Origin of the sequence: Bacillus paranthracis (genome assembly GCF_024296885.1) — a bacterium.
Taxonomy (GTDB): domain Bacteria; phylum Bacillota; class Bacilli; order Bacillales; family Bacillaceae_G; genus Bacillus_A; species Bacillus_A paranthracis.
Map to the genome: position 1 here is coordinate 3,307,857 of NZ_CP101135.1, position 14,246 is coordinate 3,322,102.

Annotated in this window: 13 protein-coding genes; 1 reads left to right on the forward strand and 12 read right to left on the reverse strand. The window is 35.0% G+C overall.

The window, feature by feature from the left end:
* Positions 1-45: 45 nt before the first annotated feature.
* The 6 genes from NLJ82_RS16955 to NLJ82_RS16980 form a co-directional block, all read right to left on the reverse strand.
* Positions 46-1,083, reverse strand: coding sequence for an LCP family protein (locus tag NLJ82_RS16955; protein ID WP_000432319.1), 1,038 nt, complete (start codon positions 1,081-1,083; stop codon positions 46-48).
* Between the two features lie 17 nt (positions 1,084-1,100).
* Positions 1,101-2,099, reverse strand: coding sequence for a hypothetical protein (locus tag NLJ82_RS16960; protein WP_000368231.1), 999 nt, complete (start codon positions 2,097-2,099; stop codon positions 1,101-1,103).
* Between the two features lie 12 nt (positions 2,100-2,111).
* Positions 2,112-2,645 (reverse strand): sigma-70 family RNA polymerase sigma factor, encoded by a 534-nt coding sequence (locus NLJ82_RS16965; protein WP_000864742.1) that lies wholly within the window; start codon positions 2,643-2,645, stop codon positions 2,112-2,114.
* Positions 2,646-2,772: 127 nt separating this feature from the next.
* On the reverse strand, positions 2,773-3,126 hold the full coding sequence (locus NLJ82_RS16970) for a VOC family protein (protein WP_001177812.1): 354 nt from the start codon (positions 3,124-3,126) through the stop codon (positions 2,773-2,775).
* Between the two features lie 55 nt (positions 3,127-3,181).
* Complete coding sequence (locus NLJ82_RS16975) at positions 3,182-3,988, reverse strand: DUF2705 family protein (protein ID WP_001041456.1); 807 nt, start codon at positions 3,986-3,988, stop codon at positions 3,182-3,184.
* Positions 3,981-4,874: an ABC transporter ATP-binding protein gene (locus tag NLJ82_RS16980; protein ID WP_000626590.1), complete on the reverse strand. Its 894-nt coding sequence runs from the start codon at positions 4,872-4,874 to the stop codon at positions 3,981-3,983. The genes NLJ82_RS16975 and NLJ82_RS16980 overlap by 8 nt, the downstream gene beginning before the upstream one ends.
* Before the next feature lie 156 nt (positions 4,875-5,030).
* On the opposite strand from NLJ82_RS16980, the gene NLJ82_RS16985 reads away from it, so the two are divergent.
* A complete protein-coding gene (locus NLJ82_RS16985; protein WP_002028150.1) occupies positions 5,031-5,633 on the forward strand; it encodes a TetR/AcrR family transcriptional regulator in 603 nt (200 codons plus the stop codon).
* 23 nt (positions 5,634-5,656) lie between these two features.
* On the opposite strand, the gene NLJ82_RS16990 is transcribed toward NLJ82_RS16985, so the two are convergent.
* From NLJ82_RS16990 to NLJ82_RS17015, 6 genes are all read right to left on the reverse strand, one after another.
* The gene (locus NLJ82_RS16990) at positions 5,657-6,688 is read right to left on the reverse strand and encodes an oxidoreductase (protein ID WP_000719753.1); all 1,032 of its coding nucleotides are present in this window, start codon (positions 6,686-6,688) and stop codon (positions 5,657-5,659) included.
* Positions 6,689-6,842: 154 nt separating this feature from the next.
* A complete protein-coding gene (parC, locus tag NLJ82_RS16995) occupies positions 6,843-9,266 on the reverse strand; it encodes a DNA topoisomerase IV subunit A (protein WP_001147458.1) in 2,424 nt (807 codons plus the stop codon).
* Between the two features lies 1 nt (position 9,267).
* Positions 9,268-11,232, reverse strand: coding sequence for a DNA topoisomerase IV subunit B (gene parE, locus NLJ82_RS17000; RefSeq protein WP_001062205.1), 1,965 nt, complete (start codon positions 11,230-11,232; stop codon positions 9,268-9,270).
* Positions 11,233-11,607: 375 nt separating this feature from the next.
* Positions 11,608-12,021 (reverse strand): CoA-binding protein, encoded by a 414-nt coding sequence (locus NLJ82_RS17005; protein ID WP_000151382.1) that lies wholly within the window; start codon positions 12,019-12,021, stop codon positions 11,608-11,610.
* Between the two features lie 79 nt (positions 12,022-12,100).
* Entirely contained in the window at positions 12,101-13,363 is a 1,263-nt protein-coding gene (locus NLJ82_RS17010) for a S1C family serine protease (RefSeq protein WP_254754526.1), read from the reverse strand.
* Positions 13,364-13,565: 202 nt separating this feature from the next.
* Positions 13,566-14,243, reverse strand: a complete 678-nt coding sequence (locus tag NLJ82_RS17015) for a response regulator transcription factor (RefSeq protein WP_001044683.1) — start codon at positions 14,241-14,243, stop codon at positions 13,566-13,568.
* Between the last annotated feature and the right edge of the window lie 3 nt (positions 14,244-14,246).

Here is a 14,246-nt window from a genome sequence, read left to right on the forward strand (position 1 = left end):
GTACATACTATTAAACGTAATAAAAAAGCAGACATTACATCTGCTTTAATTTTCCTCAATCTGTTTTTCACTTAATCCTAAATGTGTTCTAAGCGTATTACTCAAACTCTGCAAATCTTTTTTATTAGGATTATAATAATATACACGTTGCCCATTTGGACCATTAGGTAAGTATAAATCATCACCTGCTAATTGAATTTTTTCAATCGAACAATTTAAACCGTATTTATAAAAAGATAAAATATCATCCATTGCTAAATTTGTTTTAAAATCACCATCAACCGCCTCGACTATTTTTTCTAGCTTCGTAATTGATCCTACACTTTTTAATTTACTTAAAATCGCCTCAATAACAAGTTGTTGGCGCTGTCCTCTCATTGCATCACTATCAATATGGCGAGTTCTTGCTAAGGCAAGTGCTTCTTCCCCTGTTAATTTTTGTAGTCCTTTTTTCAAATGGATCGCGTCAGGTTCATCTTTACTATTTTGCTCCGTAAATTCAACTGGGACATCTACTTCAATCCCATCTAATCCATCAACAATTTTAGTAAATGAATTAAAATTAAACTTTACAAAATAATCAACAGGCACTTGTAATAACTTTTCTACCGCTTCCACTGAAGCTTGCGGCCCTCCATCTTTACCATTTTTAACGAAACCACTTCCATATGCATGCGTTATTTTATCTTTTTTCTTTTCAACCGGAACATATGTGTATGTATCACGTGGTATACTCGTTAATTTCACAGTCTTATCATCTTTATTAAAAGTAGCTAACAGTAGTGCATCTGTATGAAATGCACCATTATACTCCTTTTGTCGTTCTTGATTTTCATCAATTCCCATAATTAAAAGTGAAACATTATTCGTAATCGGTTTTACAGTTTCCTCACGTAAATTTGATTTTTCACCACGTGCTAAATTAACATTTGATTTTTGTACGAGATTAGAAGTTTTCATATATACGTAAGTACCATATCCAAATCCGCAAAATAGTAATATTGCTAACAATACACTTATTATCGTTGTCTTTTTATATTTTCGTTTATTTTTCTGTTCTCTTGAAGAAGAGGTATTCTCCATATCATTTCCTCCGTTTTCTATTCATCTAATATATTTTTCAATTTTTCATACTTAGAGCTATCCTTTTGAAATGCATTCTCTTTCAACCCTTTGTTTATTTGTATCCATTCAGTCGTAATCGAATATTGAATCATACCTTCGTGGAAACTAAGGAACTTTAGCATAATCCCCGTATTTTTCTCTACAACCATTTCAAATTTCCCTCTTAAATCTTCAGATGTACTTACAGGTGTTTCTATATGTATTGTCCCTTCTATTTTGTAGCAATCCAGTCCAAGATACTTCGTTTCTTTATAATTCCAATCTTTATATCGAATTAATAGATCAGCAAATTCGGATTGAATACTATACTTCGCGAATCCTATATATTCATCATCATACCTTTTTTTCTCACCTGATTTTCTCAATAACCTTTCCGTAGGATTTAATTTTAATAGTTCATAGTTTCTTTCTTTCGGGCTCCATTTTGTTTCTTTGTACGTATACTTCTCGTCATCAAACTCTTTTTTCTTGCCCTCGTTATATATAATGGTTCGTTTTTTCACTAGTTTATCTTCTTTCGAAGAGATACCTCTTTGTTGCTCCGTATCAATCGCATATTTGTATGTTGTAGCAATTCTTGACGAACTAGAATATTCCTCAAATTGTCCTGAAATATTATTAAAATGATCAATGGAATCTAGCATCTTTTCATGAATCTTTTCTTTATCCGGATAATTTGCATTCGCCTTTATTTCCTCTTCATTTTCGTAATCAGAAAATGCCTTTTTCTTTACATATTCAAACACTCCGCCGTTTTGAGCAAAAATTTGATCAGAAAACTCCGACATAGACACAATTGAAAGTGCTAGAACCGCAGCACTTATAGCCATCATATAAACTCTGTAACCTTTCTTTTTTACCGGGAGATTATGTAGTGTACAATTGATCTTTTCATTTAACTCTGGTGGCACTATAACACTCTCTTCTTTTATTCTCTTTTTTAATTTCTCATCAAATATTTTTTCATTATCCATCCTTTGCACCCCCTATTCCATCTTTAATCGTTTCTGTAGTTGTTCCCTCGCACGTGCCAATCTCGATTTCACTGTTCCTTTTGGTACTTCTAAAAGCTTCGCTATACTCTCTTGATTCATATCTTCATAATAATAAAGCACCGTAACAGCTCTTAACTCTTCATGTAACGATTGAATCGCATTACACAAATCTATATCTTCATACTGATCGCACGCACTCATATTGTAATCATTCTCTTCTGTCACAATTATCTTTTTATACGTTCTAATAATGTTATTACATTCATTCATTAAAATTCGAATCAACCAAGTTTGAAAAAACTCTTCTTTCTTTAATTTTTTTATATTTTCATAGGCTTTTAAAATTGTTGTTTGTATCGCATCCTCTATATTTGTCTCATCACGTAACATAGCCTTTGCAATACGATACATCTTTACTTTTTCTGTATGTATAAGCCTCATAAATGCTTCATGATCACCTTTTTTCGCTAAAGAAACATCGGTTTCTTCTTTTACAATCATTTTATATAAAGGGATTACTTTCACAATTGCTCCTCCTGTTTCATCCTCACTTCAAATTTAACTTTACATGTATTAGACGGATGAGCCTAGAAAAAGGTTCATTTTTTTGAATATTTTCATAAAAAAAGGTAAACATTTTTCATGTTTACCTTTACTTAGATGTAATTCTAAGGAAATACCCATCTGGATCCACAATTTTAAATCCTCTCATCTCCCATGGATAAGTTTGAATTTCTTCTTGTATTGTGCACCGATTCTCTTTACAACGTTCATATACTTCTTCAATCCGATTGACAACAATAATTAGTTCAAAGCCATTCCCCTTCATCTCTTTTCGATTGTAAAAATAGTGATTTTCATTCAATCTTGAATCACTAACTAGTAATAAAGAAAACTGGTCGAAATTAAAACGTGCTGCATGCATATTTCGTTTATACAACTTTAAACCAATTACTTCTTCATAGAACAATAATGACTTTTCTACATCATTTACATATAGCTGCAACTCATTCGTTTCCTCCTCATCAAAAAAAGTCCACTCATATAGTGGACTTTCTACTCTACAACGGTAAATCCCTCTTCTTAAACAATACAATCGCTACTATAAAAATACAAAGCGCTCCCGCAGCTAAACCTATACTTACTGGCCATATATTATACGTTCCTTCCGCAATTTCTTTTGGACGAAACAGTGTAAATAACGATAGACTTTTCATCCACTCTAACTTATCACTTAATTTACCTACCATATTTAGTACAAAAAATAAAATAGTTAAACTTGCTGAGTAGCTAAGTGCTTTTCTTTCATCATTACATATACAAGAAAAGAAAAATGAATAAGCACTAACGACTAAAAATGTGAGCCCTCCGACTATATTTATCTTCAGGAATAATTCTTTATTTAAATTATTATCTTGTAAAAACCATTCCGCACCTACTATGCCCGCTACATACGTAACAACTACAATAATTAGTAGTCCTAATATGAGAACAGAGGCTTGCGTGACTGCAATTTTCACTCTAGATACAGGTGTCGCTAATAAATATGCCATCGCCCCTTTATCTACATGCCGGACAATTAAATGTGTTGCAACTGTAACGCAAAAAATTGTTAATATGATAATAAACAATAGACTATAGTACTCACCAGCTAAAAAATCCATTACGTTTTGAATCGGACTTTCCATGCCAACAATTTTTTTCACACTATCAGGCATAGCGCTTATTAATTCATTTAAACCTTTCGCTGATACCATTGAAGGGAATATCCAAATTAACAACCATAAATATAGAGCTGCACCAGTTGCGTAACTCAAAATACTTTTTTGCGTCTCTTTCAAACTAGCTAAAAACAATTGCTTATTCATGCTTTACCCCTTCTTTCTTATCGTAATAATGCATAAATAAATGTTCTAAATCCATCGCTCTCGTTTGAAGCGCTGTTACATTATAGTTTGAAAGTATTTGTAAAACAATTTGATAGTTTCCTTGTACAATAATCGATGCCTCTCTACCTTTTACCGCTTCAAATTGTAAATTACATTGCGTAAGAGATTTAATCTCTTCCTCTGATGATACGGTTACATCTATCACTTGTCGTCTCATACTTTGTAAATCATGAATATTTTCAACCGTTACAAGGCGCCCATCTTTAATAATCGCTACTCGGTCACATGTACGCTCAATCTCAGTGAAAATATGTGAAGACATAAGAATTGTTTTTCCTCTTTGCTTTTCCTCTACTATTAAATCTATAAACACTTGCTGCATAAGTGGATCAAGTCCTGATGTCGGTTCATCTAAAATTAACACCTCTGGATCATGCATAAATGCAGCGACAATCCCTACTTTTTGCTTCATTCCTTTAGACATTTTTCGAATTGGTGTTTTCACATCAAATTGAAGACGTTCTATTAATTCATCTCGTCTTTTCGTATCCTTTAGCCCACGCATTCCTTGCATTAACTTCAAAAACTCTAATCCGTTCATTCCTTCAATAAAAGAGATTTCTCCTGGTAGATAGCCAACTTCTCTTTGAATTTTCGCTGCTTCATTCCAACAATCCAATCCAAAAATTGTCGCTTTACCATCTGTCGGTTTTATAAACCCCATTAAATTACGAATTGTTGTGGATTTCCCGGCACCATTTGGTCCTAAGTAACCGAATACTTCCCCTTCTTTCACTTCAAATGTAATATGAAACAAACCTTTTCCATTTGAAAATTTTTTTGTGACATTTTGAACTGAAATCATAATTCCACCTCATTTTTTGAAATATTTAATATATGATATTTCAAAATTATTGTACTCCTCATCTTTCATATTCGCAACAACTTTTTGAAATATTTATATGTCTATATTTCAAATATTATTGTTTTTCATTATTTTTTCTTGTATATTTTAATTGAGGTGATTGCATTGAACGGCTTTGAAAAAGTGAAAGAAAAGAAAAAACGTGCTATTAAAGAGGCAGCCTTCTTATTATTTTCAGAACGCGGATTTAATGAAGTGAAAATAGAACATATTGCAAAAGAAGCAAACGTTTCTCAAGTAACCATTTATAATCATTTCGGAAGTAAAGATGCGTTATTTCGAGAGCTTATACAAGAATTTATTATATCTGAATTTCAATATTATAAAGATCTTGCAGCGGAAAAATTACCTTTTCATGATATGATGCAAAAAATGATTGTAAGAAAAATGAATACTGGTGGGTTATTTCAGCCGGATATGTTACTACAAATGATGCAAAGAGATGAAGAGCTCCGAAAGTTTATTTATAGTTATCAAAACGAAAAAATCTTGCCTTGGTATTTAGAAATATTAGAACAAGCACAGCAAAAAAATGAAATTAATCCCCACCTTACTAAAGAAATGATGTTGCTATACATTCAAATGTTTACTAAATTAGGCGATGATTTTGGAGCCAAGCTTCTTGAAGGAGATCGCGAAAAACATATTCAAGATATTGTCACTATGTTTTTCTATGGTCTTTCTGTTCCACAAAAATAAAAAGACACGAAATTCGTGTCTTTTTATTTTACAGTGATAACTCTACCTGTTTCACTACTTTCAACCGCTAATTGAATCAGCTTAATAACTTCTAAACCTTCTTGTGCTGTTACAGGTAATTTCTCACCACTTATAATACTATCTCTTACACCTTTATAGTACATGTCATAACAGCCGACTTCTGTTGGAATACATACTGACTCTTCTTCTGTTTCTAGAGTAGCAAAATTCTGTTCAATGTCTACCCCATAACCGTTATCGCCTGGCTTCATTCCATTTTTTAATTGTTCTTCCTGTGAATCCATACCGTATTTCACGATAGAACCTTTATCTCCATGCAGTGTAAAGTGTGGACCTGCCTTTTTCACATAACTGCTACTACGTAAAATGACACGTTTAACTCCGTAATGAAGTACTATGTGGAAATAATCATCAATTTCTGCACCTGGTCGTTGTTTGATTACATCTGCACTGATTGCATTTGGTTTCCCAAATAATGATAATGCTTGGTCAATTAAATGCGAGCCTAAGTCATATAATATACCTGATCCTGGTAAGTTCTTTTCTCTCCATCGATCACGTACATGTGGACGGAAGCGATCGAAATGCGCCTCATATGCGTATACATTCCCTATTCTATCCTCTTCTAATAATTTCTTTATCGTTAAGAAATCATTATCAAAACGGCGGTTATGATATACACTTAATACGACATTATGCTGCTCTGCTAATGAAATAAGCTCTTCTCCTTCTTCAATTGAAACAACAAATGGTTTCTCTACAACAACATGCTTACCGTTTAATATTGCTTCTTTTACATATGGAAAATGAGTTGTATTTGGTGAAGTAATAACAACTAAGTCAATATCAGCTCGCTTCACCAATTCATCAATTGCACTCACGACGTTAGCATTCGGTAATGTTTCTTTTACTACCTCTTCTTTTGAAGATAACACGGCACGAATATCGTATTCTTCTATCGTTTGTAATAATGGGATGTGAAATGTTGTACTAGAAAATCCAAACCCTACAATCCCTACACCTATTTTTTTCATGTTGCTGCCCCTCCATTTATCCCGCTATTTGTGGGTAGTAAGTCCACTTCATGAGAACGATTTCATTCAGTTATTATAACAAGATTATTATAATTTACATAATAAATTGCCTAGAAAAAAGCATCTTGCCATTATTCATGACAAGATGCTTTTTTTATTCCGGTCGTTTTTTCGTCCACGTTTCAATAACTTCACCAGTATCATTAACATCTAGCACTAAACTACCGTTACTATACCGGTCTTTATTTCGATACGCTTTCGGGTCAATTTCTTCTACGATATGTTTCTCTGTCTTCATGTAAACTAGTTCATCGTCTCTAACAATTTCTATACCGACAATGCGGTATGGATTACGTTTTAATTCTTTGAAAATAACAAGTCCCCGCTTCGCCCTCGTTGATTTCTCAATTTCTGATGCTTTTAGGCGTTTTACAGCACCGCGCTGCGTTACGAGAATAAGTTGATCTTTGTCAGCATTTAATGGTTTACCAGAAGCGACATAGTCATCTTCTTTTAAATTAATTGCTTTCACACCAGCGGCTCTTACACCGACTGGACTTACTTCATCTTCATGGAAAATAAGTGCATATGCACCGTGTGTAGCAAGAACGATATCACTCGTTCCATCTGTCGCAAATATATCAACAACTTCATCATCTTTTTTCAAGTTTACAGCAACGAATGCTCTTGAGTAACGCTGTACTTTATATTGGTTTAATTCTGTCTTCTTAATCATACCGTTCTTCGTTACAAATACGATAAATCGCTTTTCTTCCTCAAAGTTCGGTACGACAGTTGCCCAAATAATGGTTTCATCCCGGTCGAGTGAAACGATATTAGCAACGTGCTGTCCTAAATCTTTCCAACGAATATCTGGCATTTCGTATACTGGCAGATATATATAGTTTCCTTTATTCGTAAATAAGAGGACTGTCTCTGTCGTATTCGTATCGAATCGTTCAAGTAAGATGTCACCCTCTTTCATACCGAAGTCTTTGCCATTTGAGGCATTATGTGAGCGCCATCCAGTACGTTTCACATATCCTTCTTTCGTTACAGTAACGATGACATCTTCTTGTGGGATCATCACTTCTACATCGATTTTAATTTCCTCAATTTGATCTTCAATAATCGCGCGTCGATCATCACTATATGTTTTCTTAACTCTCTTTAAATCTGTTTTAATAACTTGAAGTAACCTTTTTTCACTTTGTAAAATTGCCTGTAGCTCAATAATTTTCTTATTAAGCTCATCTGCCTCTTGTTGTAGCGCTGTAATATCTGTATTCGTTAAACGATATAATTGCAAGGATACAATTGCTTCCGCTTGCGCTTCTGTAAAACCAAATTTCGCACTTAAATTATCTTTTGCATTACGCTTATCTTTTGAAGCACGAATCGTTTCAATAACTTGGTCTAAAATCGATAATGCTTTCTTTAAACCTTCTACAATATGTTGACGATTTTCTGCCTTTCGTAATTCATATTGTGAACGTCTCGTAACAACTTCTTTTTGATGGCCAATATATGCATCTAAAATTTTCGGTAATGTCATAAGCGTTGGACGACGATTATTAATCGCTACCATATTAAAGTTATATGGAATTTGTAAATCTGTATTTTTATATAAATAATTTAAAATACCTTCAGAATTTGCTTCTTTTTTTAATTCTACGACAATGCGAAGACCTGTACGATCTGTCTCATCACGTACTTCAGCAATGCCATCTAATTTTTTATCTAGGCGTAACTCATCCATTTTCTTAACAAGGTTTGCTTTATTTACTTCGTATGGAATTTCAGTAATTACGATTTGCTGTTTCCCGCCACGAACCGTTTCAACCTCTGCTTTCCCGCGAATAATAATTTTACCTTTACCTGTTTCATACGCCTTTTTAATACCATCAATCCCTTGAATAATACCACCTGTTGGGAAATCTGGTCCTTTCATAACTGTTAATAAATCATCAACAGTACTATTCGGTTTATCAATACGCATCATTGTAGCGTCAATAACTTCTCCAAGATGATGCGGAGGAATTTCTGTTGCATAACCTGCGGAAATTCCTGTAGATCCGTTCACTAATAAGTTCGGGAACGCTGCTGGTAAAACAACCGGTTCTTCACTCGTATCATCAAAGTTTGATATAAATTCTACTGTTTCTTTATCAAGATCACGTAATAACTCAGATGCAATTGGTGATAATCGTGCTTCCGTATAACGCATTGCTGCTGCCGGATCCCCATCAACACTGCCGTTATTACCATGCATTTCAACTAAAACATTACGTACTTTCCAAGTTTGGCTTAAACGTACCATCGCCTCATATACAGAGGAATCACCATGCGGATGATAATTACCAATAACGTTACCGACTGTTTTAGCTGACTTACGGAACGCTTTATCGTGCACGTTTCCTTCTACATACATAGAATATAAAATACGTCTTTGTACTGGTTTTAAGCCGTCACGCGCATCTGGAAGTGCGCGATCTTGAATAATATATTTACTATAACGTGCAAAGCGATCACCTAACACGTCTTCAAGCGGGAGGTCATGAAACTTCTCTGCTTGCATGTTATTCCACCTCCGTCTCCATAATCATTTCATTTTCTAAAATATTTCCTTCTTCTTGCATACCAAACTGTACATTGCGCTCAATCCATTTACGGCGCGGTTCTACTTTATCACCCATTAATGTTGTAACGCGGCGCTCTGCCCTCGCTGCATCATCAATTTTCACGCGAATTAATGTACGCGTTTCAGGATTCATCGTTGTTTCCCATAATTGATCCGCATTCATTTCGCCAAGTCCTTTATAACGCTGTAACATGTAACCTTTTCCAACTTTTTTCGTTACTTCATCTAATTCATCATCCGACCATGCGTATTCAATTACTTCACTTTTTCCTTTTCCTTTACTTACTTTGTATAAAGGAGGAAGTGCGATAAACACTTTACCAGCTTCGATAAGTGGTTTCATATATCTGTAGAAGAATGTTAATAACAATACTTGAATATGCGCTCCGTCTGTATCGGCATCGGTCATAATGACAACTTTATCGTAGTTAATGTCTTCCACATCGAATTCATTGCCTACACCGCCGCCAATCGCATAAATAATTGTATTAATCTCTTCATTTTTAAAGATATCAGCAAGCTTTGCTTTTTCTGTATTAATTACTTTACCACGCAATGGTAATACCGCTTGGAAGCGTCGATCTCGCCCTTGTTTTGCAGAACCACCGGCAGAGTCACCCTCTACTAGGTATAGTTCATTTTTCTGCGGGTTACGTGATTGTGCAGGTGTTAACTTACCACTTAATGTACCTTCTGATTTCTTTTTCTTTTTACCAGTACGCGCTTCCTCTCTCGCTTTACGAGCAGCTTCACGTGCTTGCGCTGCTTTAATTGCTTTTCTCACAAGAAGTGTAGCTACGTCCGGGTTTTCTTCTAAAAAGTAAGCCAAATGCTCTGATACAATGGCATCAATTGAAGAACGAGCTTCACTTGTACCTAGTTTCCCTTTCGTTTGTCCTTCAAACTGAAGTACTTCTTCTGGTACACGTACAGAAACGATAGCCGCTACACCTTCACGAATATCTGTACCTTCTAAGTTTTTATCTTTTTCTTTTAATAGTGAAACTTTGCGAGCATACTCATTGAACACACGCGTCATCGCTGTCTTAAATCCAGCTTCATGTGTTCCACCATCTTTTGTACGTACATTATTTACAAACGAAAGAATATTTTCTGAGTAGCCATCGTTAAATTGAAATGCTAGTTCTGCTTCAATCCCATTTTGTTCACCAGTGAAGTATACCACTGGGTGAATTGAATCTTTTTCTTCGTTTAAATAGGAAACGAAAGCTTCAATTCCTGTTTCATAATGAAAGACATCTTCTAAATCATTTCTTTCATCTTTTATTGAGATTTTCATCCCTTTTAATAAGAATGCAGATTCACGTAATCTCTCACATAATGTTTCATAATTGTAATTTGTTGTGCTGAAAATCGTTGTATCTGGTTTGAAATGCATTGTCGTACCAGATTCTTTCGTCTTTCCGATTTTCTCAAGCGTCGTTACAGGAACACCGCCATTTTCAAAGCGTTGTTCATAAATATTTCCGTCACGCTTAATCGTTACGACTAACCATTCAGATAAGGCGTTTACAACTGACGCCCCAACACCGTGTAAACCACCACTCGTTTTGTAACCACCTTGACCAAACTTACCACCGGCATGAAGTACAGTTAAAATAACTTCTGGTGTAGGTTTTCCAAGCTTATGCATTCCCGTAGGCATTCCTCGCCCTTTATCTATAACGCTAATACTATTATCTTTATGTATTACGACAGAAATTTCGTCGCCAAATCCCGCTAACGCTTCATCAACGGAGTTATCTACTATTTCGTATACTAAATGATGCAATCCACGGCTGTCCGTGCTCCCGATATACATACCCGGGCGTTTTCGAACGGCTTCAAGTCCTTCTAACACTTGAATCGCATCTTCATTATATTGGAACTGATGCTTCGCCAAACTCCTTGCCCCTTTCCTAATCCAAAATCAGAACATATGTTTCTATTATAGAATAACGCCTCGACTATAGTTTTGGCAAGTTATCTTATCTCTTTTATATACCATTTTCAATAGAAAAATCCTTGTTTTTTCACAAGGATTCCTCTAGGCTACTATTTCAGAAAAATAATCGTTTGTCAACGAGAAATGGATATGTATTCCAAGATTACACATTCCAAACCTTTATTATGATCCAAATGATCAAGATCCAAAACGGGATTACAAGTAACAATCCCCAAAAACAGCCTTTAAAAAATCTCATGATGAACACCTCGTTCATCGGCCCTACTTATTATCATGAGGGCTGAAGCAATCTTCCTACCTTTACAATCTATACTATTTTGTCATCGCATGTTCTACTTTTATACAACGATCCATTATTACAGTATAGTCTTTTTCTTTTAACAGTTTGTATGTATCTTCATCTTGTACTCCTAATTGTGCCCAAAAAACATCTGCATCAATCTCTACAAACTCTTTTGCAACATCCATTAAAAATTCTGAACGGCGGAATACATTTACAATGTCCACATGTTCCTTAATATCCTTTAGTGAAGCAACTGCTTTTTCTCCAAGCACCTCATCTACTGTTGGGTTAACTGGAATAATGCGGTATCCAGCATCTTGCATTGCTTTTGAAACCATATACGATGTACGTTCTGGCTTATCCGATAAACCAACAACTGCAATCGTTTTGCTTTTCTTTAATACTTCACCAATTTCCGTACGAGTTGGGTTTTCAATTGTCATAAATTATCCCTCCTATTCCTTTAGTATAGCCGATAAAGAAAGTCTCTTTCAATATGAAAGAGACTTTCTTTTATTCCGATTATTGATTCTTTGTAGCTGAGTTATCTGCTAAAGTAGCTGAGTTATCTGCTAAAGTAGCTGTTTTCGTCATTTTTTGACCGTTACGATAGAATGTAACTTCTACTTTCTCTCCTACTTTTTTCTTTTCATATAAATATTTACGGAATTGAAGTGAATTTTCTACTTTTTGATTATCTAATGCTACTACAATATCATATTGCTCTAAACCTGCTTTTTCAGCCGGTGATATTGGGTAAATTTTACCTAATACAACACCATTCGTTACTTCTTTCGGTACTTTCAATTGATTGACTGCATAAGCTTGCACATCTTCTAATGAAACAACACCTACTCCAAGCGCTGGACGTTTTACTACTCCATCTTTTTCAAGAGATTCAATAACTGGTTTTGCGATATTAATTGGAATAGCAAATCCAATTCCTTCAACTTCTTGTTGTGCAATTTTACTTGAATTAATCCCAATTATTTCTCCGTTTTGGTTAAATAACGCACCACCACTATTACCAGGGTTAATTGCTGCATCTGTTTGAATAACTTGAGCATTCCAATCTGCACGTTTATCGCCATCAATATCAACCGGAATTTCGCGTTCTTTACTACTGATTATACCTTCCGTTACACTTCCATCAAATCCTAGTGGGTTACCGATTGCAATTGCTTTTTCACCCGCACGGATTTTACTAGAATCACCTAAAGTGGCAACTTTATTTACATTAGCCCCATCAATTTCAACAACAGCTAAATCTAACCAAGGGTCTTTCCCTACAAGCTTCGCATCTACCTTCTTGCCATCACTCAGTTTTACAGCAAGTTTATTTGCACCATCTACTACATGATTGTTCGTTACAATATATGCTTTATTTCCTGCCTTTTTATAAATAACACCTGATCCTGAACCAGCTTGTTGTTCTTGACCCGTCGGTTGCATTGCAAATGGATCAATACTTTGTTGCATATTAATAACACCTACAACAACATCTTTCGCGCCTTCAATCATACCAGGTAAGTCCGTTTCATTTTTTGCTTTATTGACAACAGGAACTACAGTACCTTCAACTTTTGAATCTGAACTAAAAGATGATACAGTCGCTCCATTATTTTGAGCCCATGGCATATATGGTGCCGCAAAACTAATTGAAACAGCCCCAACTACAGCTCCGACTAAACCTGTGAAAAAATATCCTTTTTTACTGCCCGATTTTCTCACTTCTCTCGTTTCACTATGCTCTTCATTTAAATTTGGTCCGTCGTAATATCCCATGTTTACTTCCCCTCTCTGGTGAATTCGTATTTTTAGTATAGTCACGTTTTGTGTCCTTCTTGTGAACTCATCGTGAAATCCAATTAAAAAAATACACTTATTTAACATTGTAGACAAAAAAAGCATTTTTTGTACATTCCACCTGCAAAAGAGGATATAAAATTGTTATTTTCCTAGACTGAAGCACACAATACGTTCCAAATTATTCTTCAAATTTATAACCAACACGAATAACAGTACCGATATGCTTCGCTTTATCTCCTAGCTTATTTCGTAGTTTTTTAATATGAGTATCAACAGTTCGGTCATCACCGTAATAGTCATATCCCCATAACTGATCTAATAAATGTTGACGTGACAACACAATTCCTTTGTTCTCCATTAAATAAACGAGAAGTTCAAATTCTTTATGTGTTAATATAATTTCTTCTCCATCTACTAAAACAGTTCTAGATAGACGATTCACTTCTATTCCAGCTAAAGACATAGCATTTTCTTCAGCTACCCCTACCACGCCATCCGCACGTTTCAGTAACGTCTTCGCGCGAGCTACTAACACTTTCGGGCTGAAAGGTTTCGTTACATACTCATCTGCACCTAATTCGAACCCTAGTAATGTATCATCCTCATCCGAACGTGCTGTTAGCATAATAATTGGTACTGCTGATTCTTTTCTAATTCGTCTACAAACAGACCATCCATCTATTTCTGGTAACATAATATCTAACATAATTAAATCAATTTCATGCTCTGCAAATAATTCTAACGCTTTTTTTCCGTCTTCTGCTTCGATTACTTCAAAGCCTTCATTGCGAAAATAATCGCTAACAATTTCACGTAATCTTCTTTCATCTTCAACAAGTAATACTGTTTTATTCATATA

What these genes read in the sequence shown, in the direction of transcription:
- NLJ82_RS16955 (WP_000432319.1), bottom strand. Translation starts at nt 1,083, where the DNA reads ATGGAGAATACCTCTTCTTCAAGAGAACAGAAAAATAAACGAAAATAT.
- NLJ82_RS16960 (WP_000368231.1), bottom strand. Translation starts at nt 2,099, where the DNA reads ATGGATAATGAAAAAATATTTGATGAGAAATTAAAAAAGAGAATAAAA.
- NLJ82_RS16975 (WP_001041456.1), bottom strand. Translation starts at nt 3,988, where the DNA reads ATGAATAAGCAATTGTTTTTAGCTAGTTTGAAAGAGACGCAAAAAAGT.
- NLJ82_RS16980 (WP_000626590.1), bottom strand. Translation starts at nt 4,874, where the DNA reads ATGATTTCAGTTCAAAATGTCACAAAAAAATTTTCAAATGGAAAAGGT.
- NLJ82_RS16990 (WP_000719753.1), bottom strand. Translation starts at nt 6,688, where the DNA reads ATGAAAAAAATAGGTGTAGGGATTGTAGGGTTTGGATTTTCTAGTACA.
- parC (WP_001147458.1), bottom strand. Translation starts at nt 9,266, where the DNA reads ATGCAAGCAGAGAAGTTTCATGACCTCCCGCTTGAAGACGTGTTAGGT.
- NLJ82_RS17005 (WP_000151382.1), bottom strand. Translation starts at nt 12,021, where the DNA reads ATGACAATTGAAAACCCAACTCGTACGGAAATTGGTGAAGTATTAAAG.
- NLJ82_RS17010 (WP_254754526.1), bottom strand. Translation starts at nt 13,363, where the DNA reads ATGGGATATTACGACGGACCAAATTTAAATGAAGAGCATAGTGAAACG.
- NLJ82_RS17015 (WP_001044683.1), bottom strand. Translation starts at nt 14,243, where the DNA reads ATGAATAAAACAGTATTACTTGTTGAAGATGAAAGAAGATTACGTGAA.